Origin of the sequence: Streptomyces sp. NPDC001980 (assembly GCF_040296885.1) — a bacterium.
GTDB lineage: Bacteria > Actinomycetota > Actinomycetes > Streptomycetales > Streptomycetaceae > Streptomyces.
In genome coordinates this window covers 22,846-46,472 of record NZ_JBEOYD010000029.1, presented here as the reverse complement: position 1 = coordinate 46,472, position 23,627 = coordinate 22,846, and the positions used below count along the sequence as shown (strand labels likewise).

Here is a 23,627-nt window from a genome sequence, read left to right as displayed (position 1 = left end):
GGGTCCCCTCGGCTGCGGGCTGCTCGACGGGCGGGCAGGGCGGGCGCTTCCTACAGTCGGAAACATGAGTGCCGCCGTGGAGCCCGCCACGGGCAGGGAGCCGGCGGGCCCGATACGCCCGCCCCGCGGCGGGCGGCTGACCTGGGTGCCGGAGGCGTTCGGGACGTTCTTCGGCGCCCTCGCCCTGCTGTGCGCCCTGCTCTCCTTCATCGCCCCGCTGCGCGTGCTGCTCCGCCCGGTCGTGCACTTCATCGACGCCGTCCTGGTGCCCGTCAGCCCCAACCTGGCGTACGCGGTCTTCCTGTTCCTGCTCGGCGGCGCCACCGCCGCCCGCAAGAAGGTCGCCTGGTGGCTGGTGGTGATCTACCTCGGCCTGCTGGTGCTGGCCGACGTCCTGACCGTCGCCTTCGGCTTCGACTGGTACCCGTTCAGCTCACTGGTGGTCTGCGGACTCGCCCTGGCCCTGCTGATCACGGCCCGCCGGGAGTTCTACGCCGCCTCCCGCAGAGCCGCCGTACGCCGGGCCCTCGCGGTCCTCCTGGTCGGCCTGCTCGTGGCGATCCTGGCCGGCTGGGGCCTGGTCTCGCTCTTCCCCGGCTCGCTCCCGCACGGCCAGCACCTGGCCTGGGCGGCCGACCGGGTCTGCGGCGGCCTGGTCTCCGGCGGCAGCTACGGCGGCCGCCCGCCCCGCTTCGTCGCCTTCCTGCTCGGCCTCTTCGGCGCCCTCGCCCTGCTCAACGCCGCCGCCGCCCTGTTCCGTTCACAGCGCCTGGAAGCGGCCCTGCACGGCGACGAGGAGACCCGCATCCGCGCCCTCCTCAAGGCTTATGGCGACCGGGACTCCCTCGGCTACTTCGCCACCCGCCGCGACAAGGCCGTGGTCTTCTCGCCCAGCGGCAAGGCCGCCGTCACCTACCGGGTCGAGGCCGGCGTCTGCCTGGCCAGCGGCGACCCCGTCGGCGACCCCGAGGCCTGGCCGCACGCCATCGCCGCCTGGCTGGACGTGGCCCGTCGGCACGCCTGGGTGCCCGCGGTGATGGGCGCCTCCGAGGACGGCGCCAGGGCATACGTCCGCGCCGGCCTCGGCGCCCTGCAACTCGGCGACGAGGCGATCCTGCACGTCGCCGGCTTCGACCTGGGCGGCCGCGAGATGCGGGTCACCCGGCAGGCCGTCAACCGGGTCCGGCGCACCGGCGCGAGCTGCCGCATCCACCGCCACGCCGACCTCGCCGAGGCGGAGATGGAGGAGGCCGTCGACAGGGCCGACGCCTGGCGCGACACCGAGACCGAGCGCGGCTTCTCCATGGCCCTGGACCGGCTCGGCGACCCCGCCGACGGCGACTGCCTGCTCGTCGAGGCCATGGCCGAGGACGGCCGGCTGCTCGCCCTGCTCTCCTTCGTGCCCTGGGGCGGCGACGGCATCTCCCTGGACCTGATGCGCCGTGACCGCGCCGCCCCCAACGGAGTCATGGAGTTCATGGTCGCGGACCTGTGCGCGGCCGCCCCCAAACTGGGCGTGCGCCGCATCTCACTGAACTTCGCCGTCTTCCGCTCGGTCTTCGAGGAGGGCGCCCGCATCGGCGCCGGACCGGTGCTGCGGCTGTGGCGCCGGCTGCTGCTGTTCTTCTCCCGCTGGTGGCAGCTGGAGGCCCTGTACCGCTCCAACGCCAAGTACCGCCCCGAGTGGTACCCGCGCTTCCTCTGCTACGGCGACGCCGGCTCCCTCGCCCGGATCGGCCTCGCCTCCGGAATCGCCGAAGGATTCGTCTCCGTACCGTCCCTGCGCAAACTCTGGGGAAAGGGGCACCCGCAGACCGGACCGCGGCCCGTCGCGGCGCCGCAGTCCGCGCCGGTGCCCGGTGTCGACGGAGGGGACGGAACCGGGCCCGGCGCACCGGACACCGGCCTGCCGGACCAGTTCCGGGTCCGGCGCCGCACGCTGGACCGGCTGCGGGCGGCGGGCGTCGACCCCTACCCGGTGGCCGCCGGCGCACCGCCCCGCGCCCTCGCCGACGTGCGCGAGGGGGAGACGGTCACCGTCGCCGGGCGGATCATCCTGGTCCGCGACTTCGGCGGCATCGTCTTCGTGACCCTGCGCGACTGGTCCGGCGACCGCCAACTCGCCCTCACCCGCGACGGGTCGGGCCCCGCCCTCGACCGGTTCACCGCCGACACCGACATCGGCGACCAGATCACCGCCACCGGCCGGATGGGCGTCAGCGACCAGGGCGAACCGACCCTCTTCGGCACCGACTGGCAGCTCACCGCCAAGTGCCTGCGCCCGCTGCCCGACAAACACCGCGGCCTCGCCGACCCCGAGGCCAGGGTCCGCCGCCGCTACCTCGACCTCGCCACCAGCCCCGCCGCCCGTGCCGTGGTCCGCACCCGCTCCGCCGCCGTACAGGCGCTGCGCCAGGGCCTCCTGGACCGTGGCTACCTGGAGGTCGAGACCCCGATGCTCCAGCAGATCCACGGCGGCGCCAACGCCCGCCCCTTCACCACCCACATCAACGCCTACGACCTCGACCTGCATCTGCGCATCGCCCCCGAGCTGTACCTCAAGCGGCTCTGTGTCGGCGGTCTGGAGAAGGTCTTCGAACTCGGCCGGACCTTCCGCAACGAAGGCGTCTCCCACAAGCACAACCCCGAGTTCACGATGCTGGAGGCCTACCAGGCGTACGCCGACTACGACGTGATGCTCGACCTCGCCCGCGCACTGATCCAGGGCGCCGCGACCGCCGCCTTCGGCGCGCCGGTGGTCCGCAGGGACGGACGGGAGTACGACATCTCGGGCACCTGGCCGGTCAGGACCGTGTACGGGTCGATCTCCGAGGTGCTGGGGGAGGAGATCGGCCCCGGCACCGAGCTGCTGCGGCTGCACCGGCACTGCGACCGCGTCGGGGTGCCGTACACCGCCGACGACGGGCCCGGCGACGTGGTCCTGGAGATGTACGAACGCCTGGTGGAGGAGCGGACCCAGCTGCCCACCTTCTACAAGGACTTCCCGACCGACGTCTCCCCGCTCACCCGGCAGCACCGCACCGACCCCCGGCTCGCCGAGCGCTGGGATCTGGTCGCGTTCGGCACCGAACTCGGCACCGCCTACTCCGAACTGACCGACCCCCTCGAACAGCGCCGCCGGCTCACCGCCCAGTCGCTGCTCGCGGCCGGCGGCGACCCCGAGGCGATGGAACTCGACGAGGACTTCCTGGACGCCCTCGAATACGGGATGCCGCCCACCGGCGGGCTGGGCATCGGCGTCGACCGGCTGGTCATGCTCCTCACCGGTCTGACCATCCGCGAGACGCTCCCCTTCCCGCTGGTCCGGCGCCGCTGAAGTTTTTTGGCCTTTTCTTACCTGAGCTGCCCTTTGCTGGTCCGAGCGAGTGCTTTCCCACCGCCGCACCGGTGTTGATGTGCTGCGCCGGAGTCCTGCCGGGCGACTGATGAGTCATGCAGAAGGATCAGTTGTTCACCCGACGCCGGCTGCTGCTCGCCGGCGGCGCCGCTCTGGGAGCCGCGGGCACCGCGGGCATCGTGCTGGCGAGCAGCGCCGAGGAGGCGGCCGGCGGGGCCGCCCCGGCCGCGGGACCGCAGGCCCGCCCGGCGCTCAAGTCCTCCGCCTTCCGGCTCCAGCCGCTCACCGGGTACGGCCCGCCGCCCACCGCCCCGCGCAGGCTCAAGGTCCGCAAGGAACCCATCACGGAGATCTCCCGCAGCGGCAGACGCATGATGCTCACCTTCGACGACGGCCCCAACCCGAACTACACCCCGCACATCCTGGACACCCTCGCCAAGTACGACGTGCGGGCGATGTTCTTCCTGTGCGGGGAGTGCATCGTCGTGAACCGGGAACTGGTCGCGCGGATGGCCGAGGCGGGCCACGTCGTGGGCAACCACACCTGGACACATCCGCTGCTGACCACCCTGAACCGCCGTGAGATCCGCGACGAGATGACGAGCACCAGCGACGCCATCGAGGACACCTACGGCGAACGCCCGCAGTGGTTCCGCGCCCCCTACGGCGCCTGGAACCGCGCGGCCTTCCAACTCGGCGCCGAGATGGACATGGAGCCGATGGCCTGGACCGTCGACAGCACCGACTGGACCGAGCCCGGCACCCGCACCATCGTCGACACGATCGAGAACGGCGCCGCCCCCGGCGTCGTCGTCCTCTCCCACGACGCCGGGGGCGACCGCTCGCAGAGTGTCCAGGCCCTGCGCGAGTACCTGCCCTATCTGCTGGACAACGGCTACCGCCTGACCGTGCCGCGCCGCCGGACGTGAACGGGCCCGCGCCCGCCCGGTGGTGGCCTCAACGGGCCTCGACCAGGCGGGCGAAGACCACGACGTTCCCGTCGTAGCCGTTCTGCTTCGAGAAACCGCCGCCGCAGGTGATGACCCGCAACTCCGGTGTGCCCTTGGAACCGTAGACCCGGTCGCCCGGGAAGCCGGCCTTCGCGAAGACCTCGATTCCGTAGATCTCGAACACGGCCGTCCGGCCGTCCTGGCGGTCGACCTCGATCCGGTTTCCCTTCTTCAGGGAACCGAGCCCGTAGAAAACCGCCGGACCCTTCGTGTTGTCGACATGGCCCACGACGACGGACGTGCCCTTTTCCCCGGGCGAGACGCCCCCGGTGAACCATCCGGCCAGATTCGGGTCGTCCGGCGGCGGCGCCGCGATCCAGCCGTCCGTGTCCAGACCCACCGGCATCACCGGCGCGTCGACCCGGATCGCCGGGATCCGGATCCGGTCCGCCGTGGCGAACGGCAGCGCGGCGGGCGCCGTGGCGAAGGTGCCCGGAACCGTGGTACGGCTGTCCGGGGCGGCGGCCGAGGCCGGCTGCGGCGGACCGACGTCGAACTCTCCCGAACCGTTCCGAATGAGTGCCAGACCGGTCAGCAGAACGAGCGCTATCACGCCCCAGGGGGCACGCTTCCTCCGCCGCTCCTCCTCTTCGGCGAGCTCGGAAAGATCGGACGCAGACATTCGCCATCCCCTCTCGACGCGGCCGCCTTCGGGTCCGTATCGCGCATGGGAAAAAGCTAAGTCCCCCGCGCGCGTGCGGCGACGGGGCGACGGGCGAACGGGTGGCCCACGCGTATTCCGGTGCGCCATCCGAGTTGCCGTTCTCAGGATTTTTCTGACGGTCCGTGACCTGCGGCAATATCCGATTGTGCGCTTTTCGTGCGGCGTGTCCCCTCACCAGGACGGACCATTCTCGAAATGCGGGCGTGTTCTGGGCATCTGAGGGTCTATTCGGGAGGTGCTTTCTCGCCGATCCACCGGGGACCGTTCCCGGGGCGCCTTCCGCGGAGGAAGACATGCGAAACTCACGTGCCTTGGCGGCCGCGTGCACAGTGGTCGCCGTGCTCGGAGCCGCCGCCCCCGTGGCCGTCGCCGACGGCCTGGGCAACCCCGGCGGCCCGCCCAACACCCAGGCCCCGGTCGTCGGCGGAGGGGGTGTCGCCCCCGGGACCGGAGTCGGCGGTATCGGCGGAGTCGGCGGAGTCGGCGGAGTCGGCGGTATCGGCGGTGTCGGCGGCGTCGGCGGCGTCGCGGGTGTCGGAGTGGCTCCCGGGATCGCGGTGCCCGGCGTCGTGGTCCCCGGGTACGGGGTGGGCGGGTTCGGTGACGGGCGTTTCAACAACGGCTTCCGCGGACGGGGCGGCGAGCGATTCGACGACTTCGGCGGCCGGGGGGACGACGGACGCTTCGACGACCGGGGCGACGGCGGGCGTGACATCGACGTCCAGCCCCGGTCGATCGCCACCGGCCAGCGGATCACCGTCACCGTCAACAACTGCCGCAGCGGCACCATGACCTCTCGCGCCTTCCGTACGACATCGCTGTTCCCGTTCGGCGGCGACATGGCGCGCGGTGTCGCCACCATCGACCGGAACGCCAGCCCCGGCCCGTACGACCTGACCGTGCGCTGCGACGGACGCACCCTGGTCCGGCGGGACGCGTTCTTCGTGCTCGGCGGGGTGCGCGGCGGGCTCGGCGGCAGCGTCTCCAGCGGGGCCACCCCGGCGGACATGGCGATCGGCGGCGGCCTGGTGGGCGCGGCCCTGCTCGCCGGCTGCGGGTTCTGGCTGCGCCGCCGAAGCGAGAAGCGGCTCTGATCCGGCGAACCTGTGCCCCGGTCCTGCGGCGGACCGGGACACAGGCCGGGCCGGTCGCACCGTGATCAGGCGCCGTCCTCGCCGTCGTGCCTCCGCGAGCGCCGGTACGCCGCACCGACCGACCCCATGACGAGCGCCGCGCCGAGACCGATCTCCTTGAGGTCGAAACCGTCGATGCTGCCGCCCTCACCGGCCTGGACACCCTGCGCGGGCGGCAGGGGCTGCGGGTTGAGCTCCTCGTGGCTGCCGGAACCACCGCTGTCCGCACGGCTGTCCGTGCGGCCGTCGGTAGCGGCGTCGGCACGACTGTCGCTCTCGCTGTCGCTGCGCGCGTCCGTCGCTTCGTCGGTGCGACCGTCGCCGTGCCCGTCCGTACCGCTGCCGGTGCCCCCGTCCGCATGTCCGGCCGTCCGGCCGCCGGTCTGCTCGTCGGCGCGCCCGTTTCCCGTGCCGGGCTCGTCCGTGTGCCCGTCACCGTGTCCGGCCGACGTGCTGCTCGCGATGGCCAACTGGGTCGACACGCTGGACCCGTCGCAGCTGAACGTCACCCGGTACGACGCCTGCGACTTCGCCGTCCGGTCGACCGTGGCCGTCACCGAGTCCTGCTCCGACGGGATGCGGACCGTGTCGAACGCGCCGGAGGTGACCGTCGCGGCGCCCCGGCAGCCGCTGCCGCGGTCCAGGTGCAGACTCACCCGGCCGCCCGCCGCGACGGTGGTGGGCGTGACCCGGAAGCCGAAGTGCGCGCCGTCGTCCCGGGCCGCGTCGCTGGTGTCCCTGGTGTCCCTGGTGTCGCTCGCGAGGATGATCGGAGCGGAGAGGGCGAGGGCGCCGAGACCCAGCAGTGCGGCCGAAGCAACGCGTATCGCGCGCATGGTGGTTCCTCCGGTCCCCGAGGAGCGGCATGCGGACCTGTTCCGCCGGTGCCGGGAATGCACCTCGATGATGGGAACGCTAGAAACCTCCGCACATGCGCGCGAACGCTGTAGGGCGAACGGGGGAGAGATGTGGGCCGTCCGGGGGACACCGGCGGCGTGGCGCGGTGCGGCGCGATGTCCCCCGGGACGCCACCTAACCCTTGATGTGCGGGAAGAGGTTCAGGAACGGCTGCGCCGTCGCCGTGATGCCCCGGCTGTACGGTTCGTCGAAGTCCCAGATCAGGAACAGCATGAAGGTGATGGTCGCGGAGAACAGACCGGCGAGGATCAGCTCGCGCCGGGTGCGCCTGATCTGCAGCGCGAAGACCATGCCGATGGTGATCGCGGCCCCGGCCAGCAGCCCGATCCACACCACGTTCGGCATGGTCGCCCCGGTCGAGTCGGCCCGGGCGCTGCGCGCCTGGTCGAGCGCGGCCACCTGGTCCACCAGCGGTTGGTAGGCCTGCGCCTGGAAGTCGGTCTTCGGCTCGTAGTCGGTGACGTCCTGACGGATCTGCGCGAGCAGCTCGGCACCGTGCCGGGAGAGCCGGCCGTGGTCGGCCATCTCCTTCCACTCCTTGTCGACGACCTGGGCCGCGTAGGCGTCGACGTCCGCCCGGATCCGGTCACGCGTGTCCGGCGGATACACCCGCACCCGTTCGTAGATCTCGTGCAGCGCCTGCGCCTCCGCCTGCACATGGTCCTGGGCGGCGCTGCGGGCCTCCCACACCCCGGCCACCGCCAGACCGAGGACGATGGCGTAGATGACGCCGATCCACATGGTCATGTACTCGATGACGTCCGGCGTGTCGGAGGGATCCTCGTCCTCCGCCGCCCTCTTGTCGCGGACGAGGGTGATGATGACGACCACGGCAACGGCCGCGAGCATCGCGAGGACGAGAACAAGCCAATCCGGCAACGGAAGCCTCCAGGAATCAGTGGGCCGGCCGTCAGCGCGCGCGGAACGCGGCGACGGCGATGATCGCGGGTACGGCGATGAGCAGGACGTAGGTGACCGGGGAGGTACGGTTCGGGGCCGTCGCACCGGTCGACTGGACGTGGTACGGCGGGTAGGTCACCGGGGTCGGCGAGGGCCGCGGGGTGGGCTTCGGCGACGGGGTGGGGGTCGGCGTCGGCTTCGGCGTCGGCTTCGGCCGCGGCGCCGGTGGCGGGGTGGGGGTGGGCGTGGGTTTCGGGGCCGGCGCCCGCCGGGGTGGTGGCGGTGGAGCCGGACGCGGCGCCGGCGGGGTGGTGCGCGGCGGCTTCGGTGTCGGCGTGGGTTTGGGTTTCGGGGTGGGTTTCGGGGGCGGGGTGGGCGTGGGTGTGGGCGTCGGGGTCGGCGTGGGGCAGGGCGGCGGGGTGGGCGTCGGACACGGCGGGGGAGTGGGCCAGGAGTCCCCGGCGACGGCCACCGCGTGAATACCGTCGGGGCCCGTCGAGGCGGAGGCGCAGGCGTCGGCCGACGCCGTGCCGACCGGGCAGCCCACCAGGGCCCACGTCAGCGTCAGCAGGGCCAACACCCTTGGGACGGGCGCGAGTCTGGTCGCTTCGGGTGCATGCACGACGGAGATCATGGGGCGTCGGGCGCCGTCGCACGCCGGAGTACCGGGTGATTGGCCCGAACGGGGGACATGTGACGTAAACCGGTTTGAATCACACCGCCCCGCGAATGGCTCGAAGCGTACGCCCGTGCGGGACGCGGTCCGCGGCCACGGCGTCCCTAAAGAAATTTGTGCGCCCGTTGAACACTTCGGCCCCCGGCATCCGTACCTGGTGTCGTGCGGCGGCGCAGAGGCGCTGCAATAACCAGGCGATTATGGGGAGTTGACGATGAAGACCTCGTGGAGGAGCGCCTCGCTGGTGGCCACGGCCGCGGGGGTGATGGTGTTCGCGACGGCGTGCGGTCAGGACAACACGACCACTCCGTCCTCGGCGGCCCAGAACGTCGGCGCCACGGCGCCGGCCGGCATCGGCAGCATCACCAACCCCTCCGCCTCCACCGGCGCGGGCAACGGCTACGGCGCCGACGGCAGCCAGGCCTCCAGCTCCCCGGCCGCGGTCGCGCCCGCCGGCAAGCTGACCGTTGCCAGCAACCCCGACCTGGGCAAGGTGCTGACCGACGGCAGCGGCCTCACCCTCTACCGTTTCGACGCGGACACCGCCAATCCCCCCAAGTCGAACTGTGACGGCGACTGCGCCACCACCTGGCCGCCGGTGCCCGCCGACGACGCCACGGCCGGTGAGGGCATAGACAAGTCGCTGCTCGGCGAGGTCACCCGCTCCGACGGCACCAAGCAGCTGACCGTCGCCGGCTGGCCGGTCTACCGCTATGCCAAGGACGTCAACGCCGGTGACGTCAACGGCCAGGGCGTGGGCGGCAAGTGGTTCGCGGCGGCCCCCGACGGCAAGAAGGCCACGCTGGCCGACCTGCCGGGTCTGTCGGTCCGCAAGGACGCCAAGCTCGGCGACATCGTCGTCGACAAGAACGGCATGACGGTCTACCGCTTCATCAAGGACAAGGCGTGGCCCAAGGTCGTCTCGAACTGCACCGGTGACTGCCTCACCAAGTGGCCGGCCGTCGCGGAGGTCGCCTCCAGTGACACCAAGGGCATCGTGAAGAAGGGCCTGATGGGCTTCACCCGGCCCGACAACGGCGCGAAGCAGCAGACGGTCAACTGCTGGCCCATCTACACCTTCTCCGGCGACACCAAGGCCGGAGACACCAACGGCCAGGGCGTCGGCGGCACTTGGTACGCCGTCTCGCCCGAAGGAAAGCTGGTCGGCGCGCCGAGCTAGTAGGGATCACCTCCCCAGGGTTGATCGCCCCGCCCATATCCACATTCGCGCATCGCGGAAGGGAGGGAAGCGGCCAGCGAGAGTCCCGGAAGACGACACAACGGCGCACGACCGCCCGCCCCCTCCACACCGCACGGAGGGGGCGGGCTTCTTGGCGTCCGCGATCTGGAGCGCCCCTTCAGGGGCGCGGGGCTGTACCGATGTGCGGCTCCGCCGCGTGGGCGCGAGCAACCACGAATCACCCGCACCCGACGAACAAACCGAACGCGCCCCAAACCGAACACCGAATTCCCAGGCAGTGACCGGGAACGGACGGTCAATTTCCGTTTCGGCTCGCCCTGTTCGCAGGCGATCAGTAGCCTCAGCTCGAACACCGGATCGCCTCAGCCTTGGAGAGATACATGGAGCGTCCCGCCTGGGCCCCACGGAGCATCGACATCTCGGTGCCGAGCGTTTCGCGTATCTACGACTACTACCTGGGCGGTTCGCACAATTTCGAGGTCGACCGGGAAGCGGCCCGCAAGGCGATGACCCACCTGCCCGGCCTGCCGAAGATCATGCAGGCCAACCGCGCCTTCATGCGCCGCGCCGTCCGCCATGCCGTCGGCACCGGCATCGACCAGTTCCTGGACATCGGTTCCGGCATCCCCACCTTCGGCAACGTCCACGAGGTCGCGCAGGCGGCGCACCCCGGCGCGCGCGTGGTGTACGTCGACCACGACCCGGTGGCCGTGGCGCACAGCAACGCCGTCCTGACGGGCAACGAGGACGCGGACGTGGTCGCCGCCGACCTGCGCAAGCCCCAGGAGATCCTGTCCAGCCCCCAGGTGGAGCGCCTGATCGACCTGAATCGGCCAGTGGCGTTGCTTCTCGTTGCCATACTGCACTTCGTGGAAGACGCGGACGACCCGTACGGGGCAGTGGCACAGCTGCGCGACGCACTCGCGCCCGGCAGCCTGCTTGTTCTCACGCATGCCTCGTACGAGGGAATCCCGTTGCCGGCCGAGCGGGCCGAGGGCGCGGTGGACGTATACAAGGACATTCGCAACCCACTGATCATGCGCTCGCGCGACGAGATCGCGCGGTTCTTCGAGGGGTACGACATGGTGGAACCCGGACTGGTGCCGATGCCGCACTGGCGGCCGGAGTCGGCGCCGGAGGACGAGGATCCGTACGCCTTCGCCGGATTCGCCGGCGTGGGGATCGCGGCGTGACCGCGGAGCCGGGCGGCCCGGAGGACAGACTGCGCAGGTTCGCGACGATCTGGAGCCGGGCGGTGTTCCCGGTCACCTCGACGTCCCTGACCCGCCCGGAGTTCGAGGAGCAGCTGCTGCCGCTGGCCCGTCGGCTGAGCGAGATCCTGCTGGCGCACGGCTTCGACGCCGACGAGGCCCGGCAGGTGGGCGCCGCGCTGATCGACGTGCACTGCACCGACCCGGAGGCGCTGACCCGCTCCCTCGACTGCGTCGACGCGTACCTGGTCCTGTACTGCGGCGAGGACGGCCCCCAGGACGAGCTGCGGATGCGTTCCTCGCGGATCCAGCACGCGATGGCCGCCGGGTTCGCCCAGGCGCTGCGCGAGCGCACGCTGGCCGAGCAGGAGGCCATCGCGCAGGCCGCGTTGCGCGCCCAGGGCGTGGTCGCGCAGGCCCTGCACGCCAGCGAGGCCCGCTTCCGCGCCGTCTTCGAGGGCGCGGCGATAGGGATCGGCATCGCCGACCTCGAAGGCAACGTCCTCCAGGTGAACGGCGCTCTGCTGCGCATGTTCGGCGGCTCCGAGCAGACCCTGCGCGGCCGCAACGTCCTGGAGTGGGCGCATCCCGAGGACGCGCCGCAGACCTGGCGGCTCTACGAGGAGTTGGTGCGCGGCGAACGCGAGCACTACCACGTCGAGAAGGCCTTCAACCGCTCCGACGGAACGGTCCTGTGGACCAACCTGACCGTCTCCCTGCTCCGGGACGCGGACGGCGACCCGCAGTACCAGCTGGCCCTCATGGAGGACACCACCGAGCGCCGCCTGCTCAACCTCCGGCTGCGCTACGAGGCCACCCACGACGCGCTCACCGGCCTGCCCAACCGCACGCTGTTCTTCGAGCGCCTGGAGAAGGCCCTGTCGGCCGGCGAGGGCCAGCGTTTCGGCCTGTGCTACCTCGACCTGGACGGCTTCAAGACCATCAACGACAGCCTCGGCCACTCGGCCGGCGACCGGCTGCTCGTGGAGGTCGCCGACCGGCTGCAGTCCTGCGCGACCGCGCCCGGCGAGATGGTCGCCCGGCTCGGCGGCGACGAGTTCGTGGCCCTGACCACCGGACCGGCCACCCAGCGCGAGGTCGACGACCTGGCCGACCGCATCATGAACGCCCTGGTCACCCCGATCAGCATCGACGGCCGTGAGCTCATGGTCCGCGGCTCCATCGGCATCGTGGAGGGCCCGGCGGGCGAGCGCACCCCGGCCGAGGTGCTGCGCAGCGCCGACATCACGATGTACCGGGCCAAGTCGGCGGGTGGCAACCGCTTCGAACTGGCCGACCCCGAGGCGGACGCCCGCGCGATCACCCGGCACGGCCTGACCACGGCGCTGCCGGCCGCGCTGGACCGGAACGAGTTCTTCATCGAGTACCAGCCGCTGGTCCACCTCGGCGACGGCAGTGTCCGCGGCGCCGAGGCCCTGGTCCGCTGGCTGCACCCGCAGCACGGCGTCCTCGGCCCCGACCGGTTCATCCCGCTCGCCGAACACACGGGTCTCATCGTCCCGTTGGGCCGCTGGGTCCTGGAGGAGTCGATCCGCCAGGCCCGCGAGTGGCGAGAACGCTACGGCGAGCACGACAGCGCCGGCCCGCTGCGGATCAACGTCAACCTCTCCCCGTGCCAGCTCTCCCACCCCGGCCTGGTCCAGGACACGGTGGACATCCTGGAGCGGACCGGGGTGGCCCCCGACGCCCTCTGCCTGGAGGTCACCGAGTCCGCGCTCATCGGCGCCGACGACGACCTCCTCAAGCCCCTGCGGCGCCTCGCCGAGATGGGCGTGGACATCGCCCTGGACGACTTCGGCACCGGCTACTCGAACCTCGCGAACCTGCGCCGCCTGCCGGTGAGCATCCTCAAACTGGACCGCTCCTTCACCCAGAGCATGCAGCAGTTCCCCGCGGACCCGGTCGACCTCAAGATCGTGGAGGGCATCGTCACCCTGGCCCACAGCCTGGACCTGGCGGTCACGGTGGAGGGCGTGGAGACGGGGGCCCAGGCGGAACAGCTCCGGATACTGGGCTGCGACACGGCCCAGGGCTGGTACTACGCCCGCCCGGGCCCGCCGGAGCGCCTGCACGAGCTGGCACTGGTGGACGCGACGGGCTGACCCGGACGCCGCGTCGGCGAGGGCCCTCAGTCGAGGTGGAAGACCTCCTCGGCGGGGGCCCACCGTTCGTCGGGGGCGGCGGTGTCCAGCGGCTGCTGACAGGGGTCGGTGAGAGCCCACCACTCGCGCGTCACCGGGTCGGCGGCGATCCGCGCGGTGTCGGCGGCGTAGTCGCTCCCGGTGTACTCGAGGTAGCTGAACAGCAGACCGTCCCGCAGGAAGATCGAGTAGTTGCCGATGCGGGCACTTCTGAGGGCGGCCAGCACGCCCGGCCAAGCGGCCGCGTGCAGTGCGCGGTACTCGGACTCCTTCTCCGGGCGCAACCGGATGACGGCGGCGAAGCGCTGCACCTTGCTCACCTCTCCCTCCTGGGGGACGAACGGCGAAGAATCAGTTTCATCCGACGGGCAGGACCCTAAGGATCAGATCCTTCCTGCGCAATGGCCCGGAGAGATGTCGCATACGAGCGGTATTCCCCTGCCTCATCAGGTACTTGAAACCAGTTCCGTCCAACATCTTCCCTCCGCGTAACGCGGGTGTCATAGTGACCACCGCTGATGAACCTGATTCATCTGACATCGAGGAGGGGGTGCACCGTGGCGGATCCGTCACCGGTCTCCGACGGTCCCTACCGGCCGGGGTACGAACTGGTCGCCGAACAACTGCTGGAGTACATCGCCGAGCAGAACCTGCGGCCGGGCGACCGGCTCCCCACGGAGGCGGGCCTGGCCGAGATCCTGGGCGCGACCCGCAACGTCACCCGTGAGGCGGTCAAGGTCCTGGCCGCCATCGGCCGGCTGAGCGTGCGGCGGGGCGCCGGCATCTTCGTGGCGGAGGCGTCCGGCGGGCTGGTGGACGACCATCTCTCGCACTTCCGGCCGACGAGCATGGAAGACGTCCTCATGCTCCTCGACTACCGCACGGTGATCGAGTCCGAGACGGCCCGCCGGGCCGCCGGCCTCGCCAACCCCGTCGAGGTCCGCACCATCCGGGAGGGCGCGCAGAGCTCCCTGACCGCGGCCCAGCAGAACGACGGGCACGCCTTCGCCCGGGCCGACGAGGCCTTCCACGACGCGGTCGGCGCGGCCTCGCACAACGTGTTCCTGCGGTCGAGCGTCGCCGGTGTGCGGCGCCTCGCGTCCCAGTCCGACGTGCTGCTCTTCCACGGCGACGCCCCCGGCTCGCTGGAGGTCGCGGCACGGCAGCATCTCGCCATCGCAGAGGCGGTCGCCGCGGGGGAGGCCGATCTCGCGAGCGAGCTGATGGTGGAGCACATCGCCACCACGCAGAGCCAGTTCGAGCGGAAGATCCGCGACCGGCTGTTCAACCTCGGCGACCGCGCAGCCCCCGGGGCACCCGCGCGGCCGGCGGCGGACAGCGGTCCCGGAGACTCCGGCCTTCCGCCGCAGACATCGGTGTCGTAGGCCGGTCGACGCGGCGCGGCCCGTGGGTGGTTGCTCGCGCAGTTCCCCGCGCCCCTGAAAGGGCGCCAGGTACAGGCCCCTGAAAGGGGCGCGGGGCTGTATCAATATGCGGCTCCGCCGCGTAGGCGCGACCAGCCCCCACAAGCCCGCACCCGTACGACGAAGGCCCGCACCCCGGGAACCGGGCGGACGACCCGGTTCCGATGTTCCATCTCACCAGGCGATTGGATCTCCGTGTCTCTTCTGTCTGTGCGCAGGGGCAGAGCCGTGCCTCTGCCGAGAACCCTCATAGCGGCCCTGCCCCTCGCCCTGGCGGTGGCCCCGCTGGCCGTCGCCCCGGCCCAGGCGGCCCCGAAGGCGTCCGGTCTCACCGTCTACGTCTCCCCGACCGGCAAGGACACCGGCCGGGGCACCGCGGACCACCCCTTCAAGACCCTGGAACACGCACGGGACTACGTGCGCGACGCCAAGAGCAAGGTCGAGGGCGACGTCCATGTCCGGCTGCTGTCCGGCACCTACCGGCTCAGCCGCACCTTCGCCCTCACCGCACGGGACTCCGGCAAGGACGGGCAGCAGATCGTCTACGAGGCCGCACCCGGCGCGCACCCGGTGATCAGCGGCGGCAAGCAGGTCACCGGCTGGACCAAGGCCGACGCCGACGGCAAGGTCTACAAGGCGAAGCTGACAGGTCTCGACACCCGGCAGCTCTATGTGAACGGTGAGCTGAGGACCCGCGCCCGCAGCGGGAAGAACCCCTCCGGCTTCAGCAAGACGGCCACCGGCTACACCTTCACCGACAGCAGCATCAGCCACTACGCGCACCCGTCGGACCTCGAAGTGGCCAGCTCCTGGGGCTGGAAGCTCATGCGCTGCCCCGTCGAGTCGATCTCCGGCAACGCGATGACGATGCAGCAGCCGTGCTGGCACAACGCCAACCTCCAGGGGGGCCAGGAGATCCAGAACCCGACCTGGCTGGAGAACGCCCGCGAGCTGCTGGACAGTCCGGGGGAGTGGTACCTCGACAAGAGTGCCGGCGAGGTCTACTACATGCCCGAGCAGGGCGAGGACATGCGGACCGCGGACGTGACGGTGCCCGTGGTCCAGGACCTGGTCGATCTGAACGGCACCCGTGACCACCCCGTCAAGGACGTGGCTTTCAAGGGCATCACCTTCTCCTACTCGACCTGGCTCGAGCCGAGTTCGTCCGACGGACTCATCGAGGGCCAGGCCGGCTTCCGGATGGTCGGCGACAACAACCCGACCTTCGACTCCACACGCCTGAACTGGAAGAAGACACCCGGGGCCGTCAACGTCAGCCACGGCCAGGGCGTCGAGTTCACCGGCAACACCTTCACCCACCTCGGTGCGGTCGGCCTGAACCTGAACACCGGCTCCCAGCACACCACGATCACCGGCAACGTCTTCCGGCAGATCGCCGCGACCGGCATCCAGATCGGCGGAGTCACCTGGGGCGACGCCCACCCCGACGACCCCCGGGACATCACCAAGGACACCCTGGTGAACGACAACGTCGTCACCAAGGTCGCCGACCAGTACAACGGCTCGCTGGGCATCCTGGCCGGTTACACCGACTCCACGGTGATCACCCACAACAAGGTGTACGACCTGCCCTACAGCGGCATCTCCGTCGGCTGGGGCTGGGGTCTGACCGACAAGGGCGGCGACACCAACTACCCCGGCAACTCCGGCGTACCGATCTCGGACACCGACACCATCAGCCGGGACAACAAGGTCACCGACAACGACATCTCCGACATCATGAAGTCGCAGGCCGACGGCGGGGCCATCTACACCCTCAGCACCAACCCCGGCGGTGTCGTCTCCGGCAACTACATCCACGGCGTTCCGGCGCCGGCCTACGGTGCCGTCTACCACGACGAGGGCAGCCGCTACTGGCAGAACACCGGCAACGCCTTCTGCGACGTGGCGTACCAGTGGCTGCTGATGAATCACGGCATGGACATCACCGCCACCGGCAACTTCACCACCCAGCCCGCGTTCTCCACCCAGGCCAACAGCACGGGCAACAACGTGAGCGGCAACGTCACGGTCGGCGCCTGCGACCAGCTGCCCGCCACGATCGTGAACAACGCCGGCCTCGAAGCGCCCTACCGGCACCTCGACCCGGGCACCGCGGTCACCGACCACCAGGCACCCACCGCACCCGGCGACCTGACCTCGGTCACCGACTTCCCGACCGTGGCCGACCTCGGCTGGAGCGCCGCCACGGACGACACCGGGGTCACCGGCTACTCGGTCTTCCGGGACGGCAAGCTGGTCAGCGCCTCCGGCAAGCCCTCGGTCCGCCTCTCCGGCCTGACGGCGGGACAGACGTACACCTTCACCGTCAGCGCCCGTGACGCGGCCGGCAACGAGTCCGCGCCGAGCGGGTCGCTGAAGGTCACGATGCCCGACGGCTCGGACCTGGCGCTGAAGAAGCCGGTCACCGCGTCCTCCGACTCCGAGGGCAACGTCCCGGCCAAGGTGGTCGACGGCGACCTGTCGACGCGCTGGGCACAGGGCCTCGGCCTGCCCGACCCGTCCTGGATCCAGGTCGACCTCGGCGCGTCGTACGACGTGACCGGCGCGATCACCACCTTCGAGAAGAGCAGCGGCTACAAGTACCGCATCGAGGTCTCGCCCGACGAGGTCCACTGGCAGACCCTCGCGGACCACACCGCCGACAGCACCACCGCGCAGACCGACTACGCCGACGCCGGCACCCCGGTCACCGGCCGCTTCGTACGGCTCACCGTCACCGGCTCCAGCGGCAACGGCGGCAGCATCTACGACTTCCAGGTCTACGGCACCGCCCGCGCCCCCGGTTCCGACCACACCGCCCCCACGGCACCCGGACAGCCCGCCGCCAAGGCGCTGCTGCCCAGCCTGGTGGACGTCAGCTGGCCGGCCGCCACCGACGACACCGGCGTGACCAGTTACGTCGTCTACCAGGACGGCACGCGGATCGGTGTCACCGGTGACACGACCTACCGGGTCTCCGGTCTGAAGCCCGGTACGAAGTACTCCTTCACCGTCGTCGCCCGCGACGCCGAGCTCAACGCCTCCGACCCCAGTACGGCGGCGGAGGTCATCACCCCGCCCGACGACGACCTGGCCCTGAACAAGACGGCGACGGCCTCCTCCGACTCGGAAGGAAACGTTCCTGCCAAGGCCTTCGACGGTGACCTGTCGACCCGCTGGGCGCAGGGCCTCGGGCTGCCCGACCCGTCCTGGCTCCAGGTGGACCTCGGCAAGGACACCAGCGTCTCCGCCGTCGTCACCACCTTCGAGAAGTCGAGCGGCTACCAGTACCGCCTGGAGTACTCCACCGACGGCGCGAACTGGTCGACCTTCGAGGACCACACCGCGGCCAACACCGTCGCGCAGACCAACTACTCCTTCGCCGACGAGCCCGTCACCGCCCGCTATCTGCGCCTGACCGTCACCGGCTCCAGCTGGAACGGCGGCAGCGTCTACGAACTCCAGGCGTACGGCGGCTTCTGAGCCGACCGCTCCCGGTCGTCGCCGTCACCTCACCCACAGAAACGAAAGCCAGGATGAAGATCACCCATGTCGAAGTACACCGGATCGACGTTCCGGCGGCCAGCCCGCCCTTCCGCTGGCGGGAGGGTCTGAGCGGCAGCGCTCCGGTCGGCGACGGCGCGGTCCTGCGCATCGGCACGGATGAGGGGGCCGAAGGGGTGGCCCTGTTCGCCCGCCCGGGAGCCTTCACCACGCTCACCGAGCTGGTGGACCGGGTCTTCCGCGAGGAACTGGTCGGGGCCGACCCGTTCCAGCGGGAGTGGCTGTGGCACCGGGTGTGGGAGCTGGACCGTATCCACGAACTCCCGCTCCCCACCCTGGGCCTGATCGACATCGCCCTGTGGGACCTGGCCGGCCGTTACCACGGCCAGCCGGTCTGGCGGCTGCTCGGCGGCTTCCGGGACGCCATCCCGGCGTACGCCTCCACGTCGACGTTCGCCACCACCGAGGAGTTCCTCGACGTCGCCGACCAGTGCCTGGACCTCGGCTACCGGGGCATCAAGCTGCACGCCTGGGGCGACGCCCGCCGCGACGCCGACCTCTGCCTCGCCCTGCGCGAGCACGTCGGCCCCGACGTGCCCCTGATGTACGACGGCTCGGCCGGCTTCGACCTGCCGGACGCGATCCGCCTCGGGCGGGCCCTCTCCGAGGCGGACTACCTCTGGTACGAGGAGCCGATGCGCGAGTTCAGCGTCTCCGCGTACCAGCAGCTCGCCGCGGCCGTGGACGTCCCGCTGCTGGTCGCCGAGACCTCCGACGGCGTCCACATGAACTCCGCCGACTTCATCCGGGCCGGCGCCGCCACCTTCGGCGTCCGGGCCGGCACCACCCTCCGTGGCGGCATCACCGGCGCCATGCGCACCGCCCACCTCGCCGACGCCTACCGGCTCCGCGCCGAGGTGCACGGTTCGGACATCCCCAACCACCACCTGTGCATGGCCATCTCCAACACCACCTACTACGAGTCCCTGGTCACCGCCACGACGGTCGTGCGCGAACGCCACGTGGACGCCCAGGGCCTGGTCCACGCCCCCACGGGACCCGGCATCGCCCTTCCCCTCGACTTCGGCTACGGCAGCGAACTCCTGCCGTTCGTCGAACAGCCGCGCTGACCGGCAAGAACAGAAAGGCAAGACGATGAGGTCTTCCGAGTCCCCGAGACAGGGCCGACACCGTACCGCTCTGCGTACCGCGGCCGCCGCGCTCGCCCTGTCCACCGCGGCGCTGCTGGCCGGCTGCGCCAGCGCCGACACCACCGCCCAGTCCTCCTCCGACCAGTCGACGTTCAAGCCGGCCACGCAGAAGGACGGCTCGCAGATCACGGTGTGGACGGACTCCACCCGCCTGCCGTCGGTGCAGAAGTACCAGAAGGCCCACCCGGACGTGAAGATGGACATCGTCACGTACGACGGCGGGGCCGACGGCTCGACCTACCTCCAGTCCAAGGTGCAGCTCTTCGACCGGACCGGCAGTGGCTGGCCGGACGTGGTCTTCGGCTCGCCCACCGACGTCACCTGGGCCTCCGAGCCCACCAAGCCCGGCGTGCAGCCGTTCGCCGCCCCGCTGGACGACAAGCTCGTCCCGCAGGACACCCTGGACGGCTTCGCCAAGGGCTCCCTGACACCCTGTCAGTTCAACGGCCACACCTACTGCCTGCGCAACGACATCGCCCAGGTCGTCCTCTGGTACAACAAGTCCCTCATGGACAAGTGGGGTTACAAAGTTCCCACCACCTGGGAGGAGTACGAGGCCCTCGGCAAGCAGGTCGCCAAGGAGCACCCCGGTTACCTGGTCGGCTCGGTCGGCGACACCAACTCCCACGAGTCGTACTTCTGGTCCGGCCAGTGCCCGGCGTTCGACCTGGTGAAGCCGGACACCCTGCGCACCGACCTCCAGGACCCGAACTGCACCCGCACGGCGAAGCTCCTGGACGGCCTGATCGACGCCAAGGCCGTCACCACCAAGGGCTTCTTCAGCCAGGGCTTCGCCAAGGACAGCGGCAGCAAGGTCCTGATGGCGTACGGCCCGTCCTGGTACGGCCAGTACCTCTTCAAGGCCGCCTTCAAGACCCCGGCCAAGCAGATCGCCGCGGCACCCCCGCTCACCTGGCAGGGCGAGACGAAGGCGGCCACCGGCAACGTCGGCGGCGGGGTCTGGATGGTGTCCTCGCACAGCGCCAACCTCAAGGCCTCCACGGACCTGGTCACCTGGCTGACCACGTCCGACGAGAACCAGGCGTCCGCGCCCACCTACCCCGCCTACACGAAGGCAGCGCAGGCCTGGCTGAAGAACCCGGCCAACAACGACTACTTCGCCGGCGACGTCAGCGGCGCGTTCGAGCAGGCCGCCGACGAGGTGTGGACCGGCTGGTCCAACACCAAGTTCTCCGACGCCACCGCCTGGTCCAGCGTCGTCCTGCCCGCCCTGACCGCCGGGAAGAGCCTGACCGACACGCTGCCGGCCTGGCAGCAGGAGATCGGCAACGAGGCGAAGGCACACGGATACAAGGTGGAGAACCAGTGACCCTGCTGGAGACCGAGCACGTCGCCGTCTCCTCCCCGCGCCGCGGCACCCCGCCGCGGCGCGGGACCCGCGGCCGTGCGGGCTACTACTTCGTCGCCGCCTACACGCTGCTCCTGCTCGCGTTCGGCATCGTGCCGACCGCCTACTCCTTCTACCTGGCGTTCACCAACGACCAGGGGCAGTTCACCGGCCTGAACCAGTTCGTCAAGGTGGTCCAGGACTACCGCTTCGGGCCCGCCTTCACCCACATGCTGATCTACCTGCTGATGTGGCTGGCCGCCCTGGTCGTCCTGGTGGTCCTGGTCGCGGTGATCCTGCGCAGCCGGGTCCGCCCCGGCACCTCCGCCCTCTTCCGCTTCCTCTACTACATCCCCGGCGCCCTCGCCGGCGTGGCTAGCGTCCTGGTCTGGCTGTTCATGCTGGATCCCGACGTCAGCCCGGTGTCCTGGCTGCTGAAGAGCATGGGCATGCAGACCTTCGCGGCCGTCCTCGCCCCCTCCAACCTCCCGCTGATCCTCATGCTCATCGCCTTCTGGACCGGCGCGGGCGGCTGGATGGTGGTGATGTACGGGGCGCTGAACAACATCCCCGACGAGGTCCTCGAAGCAGCCCGGATGGACGGCGCGGGCCCTTGGCGGACCGCCTGGCACATCCAGATCCCGATGATCCGGCAGTGGATCGTCTACATGACCATCATGGCGTTCGCGACCGGCACCCAGTTGTTCGTCGAGCCCCAGCTGCTCCAGACGGCCAGCCTCGGCCGGGTCAGCCCCACCTGGTCGCCCAACCAGCTCGCCTACGTGTACGCCTTCCAGCAGGGCGACTTCAACGGTGCCGCCGCCATCTCCGTCGTCCTGCTCGCCGTGGGACTCCTGGCCGCGGGCCTGCTGGTCGCCCGCTCGAACCTGTTCAAGTTGGGTGAGTCATGACGCCATCAACTCTCTCCCCGGCAGCGGCGGTCCGGCGCGTCCGGCCGTCCCGGGCCCTCTCCTTCCTGATCGTGGCCGTTCTGCTGGCCTTCCTCCTGGTCTTCTTCGTCCTGCCGGTGGTCTGGCTGCTGCTCGCCCCGTCCAAGACGGCCGGCGAGGTGGTCCGCGACAACCCGCTGTCCTTCGGCTCGTTCCACCAGATCGGCGCGGCCTGGCGCCACCTCTTCGCGTTCCAGGACGGCGCGATGCTCACCTGGCTGAAGAACTCGGCGATCTACTCGGGCGGTTCGCTGGTCCTCACCCTCGCCGTCAGCGTCCCGGCCGGCTACGCCCTGGCCCTGACGAAGTTCAAGGGCCGCAAGACGCTCCTCGTGATCACCCTGGTCACCATGATCATGCCGCAGGCCACCCTGGTGCTCCCGGTCTTCCTGGAACTGAACCGCTTCCACCTGATCGGCACGGTCTGGTCCGTGATCCTGCCCTTCTCGTTCTACCCGTTCGGCGTGTACCTGGTGTACATCTACTTCGGCAGCAGCCTCCCCAGAGACCTGCTGTCGGCCGCACGCATCGACGGCTGCACCGAGTGGCAGCTCTTCTCCCGCATCGCCCTGCCCCTGGCGAAGCCGGTGATCGGCCTGGTCGCCTTCTTCAGCTTCGTAGGCAACTGGAACAACTTCTTCCTCCCCTACCTGGTCCTCCCGAACAGCAACGAGTTCCCGGTCCAGGTAGGCCTCAACCAACTCCTCACCTCCACCCCGTCGTTCAACCCGGTGGCCGGCGCAGGCCTGAACATCACCATCCCCGAACTGGCCCTGGCGATCATCATCGCGATCCTGCCGGTCCTGGTCCTGTTCCTCTTCTCGCAGCGCACGCTGGTGTCCGGAATGCTCGCGGGAGCCACCAAGGAATGAACGGTGCCCGGAAAGGCACGCCGCCTGCAGCGCCCCTTCTTTTAGGGGCGCGGGGAACTGCGCGACCAGCCCCCGCCGGCCCGCACTCAACCACGCTCCGTCACCTCTCCAACAACATCCTCTGCAACTCCCTGGCGGCCCGAGGCGGCGCCACGTCACTCCGGTGCGCCAAAGCGATCGTCCGATGCAACCCCGGCCGAGCCAACGGAGTGACCCGCAGCCCCCGCCCCGACCGAGCGGCAACCATCCGCGGCACCACGGCCACCCCCAACCCGGCCCGCACAAACCCCAGCACCGCGTCCATCTCACCCCCCTCCACAGCAAAACTCGGCTCGAACCCAGCGGAGCGACACGCGGCCACGGTCAGCTCCCGCAGGTCGTACCCGTGCCGGAACATCACCAGCCGCTCCCCCTCCAGATCCGAGATCTTCACCCCGCCCCGCCCCCGCCCGGGCACCGTCGCCTCGGGCGAGGACACCACCACCAGGTCCTCCCGCAGCAGCTCCACGGTCGTCAGCGCGGGCGACGCCGGCGGCAGCGGCAGCACGATCAGCGCCAGGTCCAGCGCCCCGCGCGCCAGCTCCCGTACCAGGTCATGGGAGCCGCTCTCCTCGATCAGCAGCTGGATCCCCGGATACCGGTCGTGGAACGCCCGCAGCACGTCCGGCAGCAACCCGGTGCACAGGCTGGGCGTCGCCCCCAGCCGCACCCGGCCGCTCCGCAGCTGCACCAGCTCCTGCACCTCGTGCCGGGCGGTGTCCGCGTCCGCGAGGATCCGCCGGGCCAGCGGCAGCAGCGCCTCGCCCGCGTCGGTCAGCGTGATGTTCCCGCGCGCCCGCAGGAACAGATCCGCCCCCAGCTCCCGCTCCAGCGCCCTGATCTGCTGGGACAGCGAGGGCTGGGCGACATGGACCAGCTCGGCGGCCCGGGTGAAGTGCCGGGTCTCGGCCACGGCGACGAAGTACTGAAGCTGCTGGAACTGCATGGTGACACGATAGCTTCCGGCTATGGAATCCAGCCGGACCATGTCTTGGACCGATCGGGTGGTCCGGCCCTAGCGTCGTCCCCATGGCTCTGGCAAC

At 70.6% G+C, this 23,627-nt stretch carries 19 protein-coding genes; 13 read left to right on the top strand and 6 right to left on the bottom strand.

Going from position 1 to position 23,627, the window contains the following annotated elements:
* The first annotated feature begins 64 nt into the window (after positions 1-64).
* Positions 65-3,337, top strand: a complete 3,273-nt coding sequence (gene lysX, locus ABT137_RS34840; RefSeq protein WP_351715128.1) for a bifunctional lysylphosphatidylglycerol synthetase/lysine--tRNA ligase LysX — start codon at positions 65-67, stop codon at positions 3,335-3,337.
* Positions 3,338-3,453: 116 nt separating this feature from the next.
* The gene (locus tag ABT137_RS34835; RefSeq protein WP_351715127.1) at positions 3,454-4,287 is read left to right on the top strand and encodes a polysaccharide deacetylase family protein; all 834 of its coding nucleotides are present in this window, start codon (positions 3,454-3,456) and stop codon (positions 4,285-4,287) included.
* 28 nt (positions 4,288-4,315) lie between these two features.
* Here the strand turns inward: ABT137_RS34835 and ABT137_RS34830 are convergent, their stop codons facing one another.
* Positions 4,316-4,990: a class F sortase gene (locus ABT137_RS34830; protein WP_351715126.1), complete on the bottom strand. Its 675-nt coding sequence runs from the start codon at positions 4,988-4,990 to the stop codon at positions 4,316-4,318.
* Positions 4,991-5,325: 335 nt separating this feature from the next.
* On the opposite strand from ABT137_RS34830, the gene ABT137_RS34825 reads away from it, so the two are divergent.
* A complete protein-coding gene (locus tag ABT137_RS34825; RefSeq protein ID WP_351715125.1) occupies positions 5,326-6,126 on the top strand; it encodes a hypothetical protein in 801 nt (266 codons plus the stop codon).
* Between the two features lie 65 nt (positions 6,127-6,191).
* Here the strand turns inward: ABT137_RS34825 and ABT137_RS34820 are convergent, their stop codons facing one another.
* From ABT137_RS34820 to ABT137_RS34810, 3 genes are all read right to left on the bottom strand, one after another.
* Complete coding sequence (locus ABT137_RS34820; RefSeq protein WP_351715213.1) at positions 6,192-7,001, bottom strand: hypothetical protein; 810 nt, start codon at positions 6,999-7,001, stop codon at positions 6,192-6,194.
* 196 nt (positions 7,002-7,197) lie between these two features.
* Complete coding sequence (locus ABT137_RS34815; RefSeq protein WP_351715124.1) at positions 7,198-7,962, bottom strand: bestrophin-like domain; 765 nt, start codon at positions 7,960-7,962, stop codon at positions 7,198-7,200.
* A gap of 31 nt (positions 7,963-7,993) precedes the next feature.
* Positions 7,994-8,122, bottom strand: coding sequence for a hypothetical protein (locus ABT137_RS34810; protein ID WP_351715123.1), 129 nt, complete (start codon positions 8,120-8,122; stop codon positions 7,994-7,996).
* Between the two features lie 22 nt (positions 8,123-8,144).
* Here ABT137_RS34810 and ABT137_RS34805 point away from each other — a divergent pair, with 22 nt between their 5' ends.
* From ABT137_RS34805 to ABT137_RS34790, 4 genes are all read left to right on the top strand, one after another.
* The gene (locus ABT137_RS34805) at positions 8,145-8,462 is read left to right on the top strand and encodes a hypothetical protein (protein ID WP_351715122.1); all 318 of its coding nucleotides are present in this window, start codon (positions 8,145-8,147) and stop codon (positions 8,460-8,462) included.
* A gap of 411 nt (positions 8,463-8,873) precedes the next feature.
* The gene (locus ABT137_RS34800; protein ID WP_351715121.1) at positions 8,874-9,839 is read left to right on the top strand and encodes an SCO0930 family lipoprotein; all 966 of its coding nucleotides are present in this window, start codon (positions 8,874-8,876) and stop codon (positions 9,837-9,839) included.
* A gap of 401 nt (positions 9,840-10,240) precedes the next feature.
* The gene (locus ABT137_RS34795) at positions 10,241-11,053 is read left to right on the top strand and encodes an SAM-dependent methyltransferase (protein WP_351715120.1); all 813 of its coding nucleotides are present in this window, start codon (positions 10,241-10,243) and stop codon (positions 11,051-11,053) included.
* Positions 11,050-13,194 carry a putative bifunctional diguanylate cyclase/phosphodiesterase gene (locus ABT137_RS34790; RefSeq protein WP_351715119.1) on the top strand — a complete coding sequence of 715 codons (2,145 nt, stop codon included), beginning with the start codon at positions 11,050-11,052 and terminating at the stop codon, positions 13,192-13,194. Before ABT137_RS34795 ends, ABT137_RS34790 begins: the two co-directional genes overlap by 4 nt.
* Before the next feature lie 26 nt (positions 13,195-13,220).
* Here ABT137_RS34790 and ABT137_RS34785 read toward each other — a convergent pair whose 3' ends face one another.
* On the bottom strand, positions 13,221-13,544 hold the full coding sequence (locus ABT137_RS34785; RefSeq protein ID WP_351715204.1) for an L-rhamnose mutarotase: 324 nt from the start codon (positions 13,542-13,544) through the stop codon (positions 13,221-13,223).
* A gap of 246 nt (positions 13,545-13,790) precedes the next feature.
* On the opposite strand from ABT137_RS34785, the gene ABT137_RS34780 reads away from it, so the two are divergent.
* From ABT137_RS34780 to ABT137_RS34755, 6 genes are all read left to right on the top strand, one after another.
* Positions 13,791-14,618, top strand: a complete 828-nt coding sequence (locus ABT137_RS34780) for a FadR/GntR family transcriptional regulator (protein WP_351715117.1) — start codon at positions 13,791-13,793, stop codon at positions 14,616-14,618.
* Between the two features lie 267 nt (positions 14,619-14,885).
* Positions 14,886-18,143 carry a discoidin domain-containing protein gene (locus tag ABT137_RS34775; RefSeq protein ID WP_502984620.1) on the top strand — a complete coding sequence of 1,086 codons (3,258 nt, stop codon included), beginning with the start codon at positions 14,886-14,888 and terminating at the stop codon, positions 18,141-18,143.
* 53 nt (positions 18,144-18,196) lie between these two features.
* Positions 18,197-19,294, top strand: a complete 1,098-nt coding sequence (locus ABT137_RS34770; protein ID WP_351715116.1) for an enolase C-terminal domain-like protein — start codon at positions 18,197-18,199, stop codon at positions 19,292-19,294.
* A gap of 25 nt (positions 19,295-19,319) precedes the next feature.
* Positions 19,320-20,705, top strand: coding sequence for an ABC transporter substrate-binding protein (locus tag ABT137_RS34765; RefSeq protein WP_351715114.1), 1,386 nt, complete (start codon positions 19,320-19,322; stop codon positions 20,703-20,705).
* Positions 20,702-21,634 (top strand): carbohydrate ABC transporter permease, encoded by a 933-nt coding sequence (locus ABT137_RS34760; protein WP_351715113.1) that lies wholly within the window; start codon positions 20,702-20,704, stop codon positions 21,632-21,634. Before ABT137_RS34765 ends, ABT137_RS34760 begins: the two co-directional genes overlap by 4 nt.
* Positions 21,631-22,545, top strand: a complete 915-nt coding sequence (locus ABT137_RS34755; protein WP_351715112.1) for a carbohydrate ABC transporter permease — start codon at positions 21,631-21,633, stop codon at positions 22,543-22,545. The genes ABT137_RS34760 and ABT137_RS34755 overlap by 4 nt, the downstream gene beginning before the upstream one ends.
* A 100-nt stretch (positions 22,546-22,645) precedes the next feature.
* On the opposite strand, the gene ABT137_RS34750 is transcribed toward ABT137_RS34755, so the two are convergent.
* Positions 22,646-23,530, bottom strand: coding sequence for a LysR family transcriptional regulator (locus ABT137_RS34750; RefSeq protein ID WP_351715110.1), 885 nt, complete (start codon positions 23,528-23,530; stop codon positions 22,646-22,648).
* Positions 23,531-23,627: the final 97 nt, after the last annotated feature.

Excerpts from the sequence above, each read along its gene's own strand:
- lysX (WP_351715128.1), top strand. The coding sequence starts at position 65 with ATGAGTGCCGCCGTGGAGCCCGCCACGGGCAGGGAGCCGGCGGGCCCG.
- ABT137_RS34835 (WP_351715127.1), top strand. The coding sequence starts at position 3,454 with ATGCAGAAGGATCAGTTGTTCACCCGACGCCGGCTGCTGCTCGCCGGC.
- ABT137_RS34830 (WP_351715126.1), bottom strand. The coding sequence starts at position 4,990 with ATGTCTGCGTCCGATCTTTCCGAGCTCGCCGAAGAGGAGGAGCGGCGG.
- ABT137_RS34825 (WP_351715125.1), top strand. The coding sequence starts at position 5,326 with ATGCGAAACTCACGTGCCTTGGCGGCCGCGTGCACAGTGGTCGCCGTG.
- ABT137_RS34820 (WP_351715213.1), bottom strand. The coding sequence starts at position 7,001 with ATGCGCGCGATACGCGTTGCTTCGGCCGCACTGCTGGGTCTCGGCGCC.
- ABT137_RS34800 (WP_351715121.1), top strand. The coding sequence starts at position 8,874 with ATGAAGACCTCGTGGAGGAGCGCCTCGCTGGTGGCCACGGCCGCGGGG.
- ABT137_RS34795 (WP_351715120.1), top strand. The coding sequence starts at position 10,241 with ATGGAGCGTCCCGCCTGGGCCCCACGGAGCATCGACATCTCGGTGCCG.
- ABT137_RS34770 (WP_351715116.1), top strand. The coding sequence starts at position 18,197 with ATGAAGATCACCCATGTCGAAGTACACCGGATCGACGTTCCGGCGGCC.
- ABT137_RS34765 (WP_351715114.1), top strand. The coding sequence starts at position 19,320 with ATGAGGTCTTCCGAGTCCCCGAGACAGGGCCGACACCGTACCGCTCTG.
- ABT137_RS34755 (WP_351715112.1), top strand. The coding sequence starts at position 21,631 with ATGACGCCATCAACTCTCTCCCCGGCAGCGGCGGTCCGGCGCGTCCGG.
- ABT137_RS34750 (WP_351715110.1), bottom strand. The coding sequence starts at position 23,530 with ATGCAGTTCCAGCAGCTTCAGTACTTCGTCGCCGTGGCCGAGACCCGG.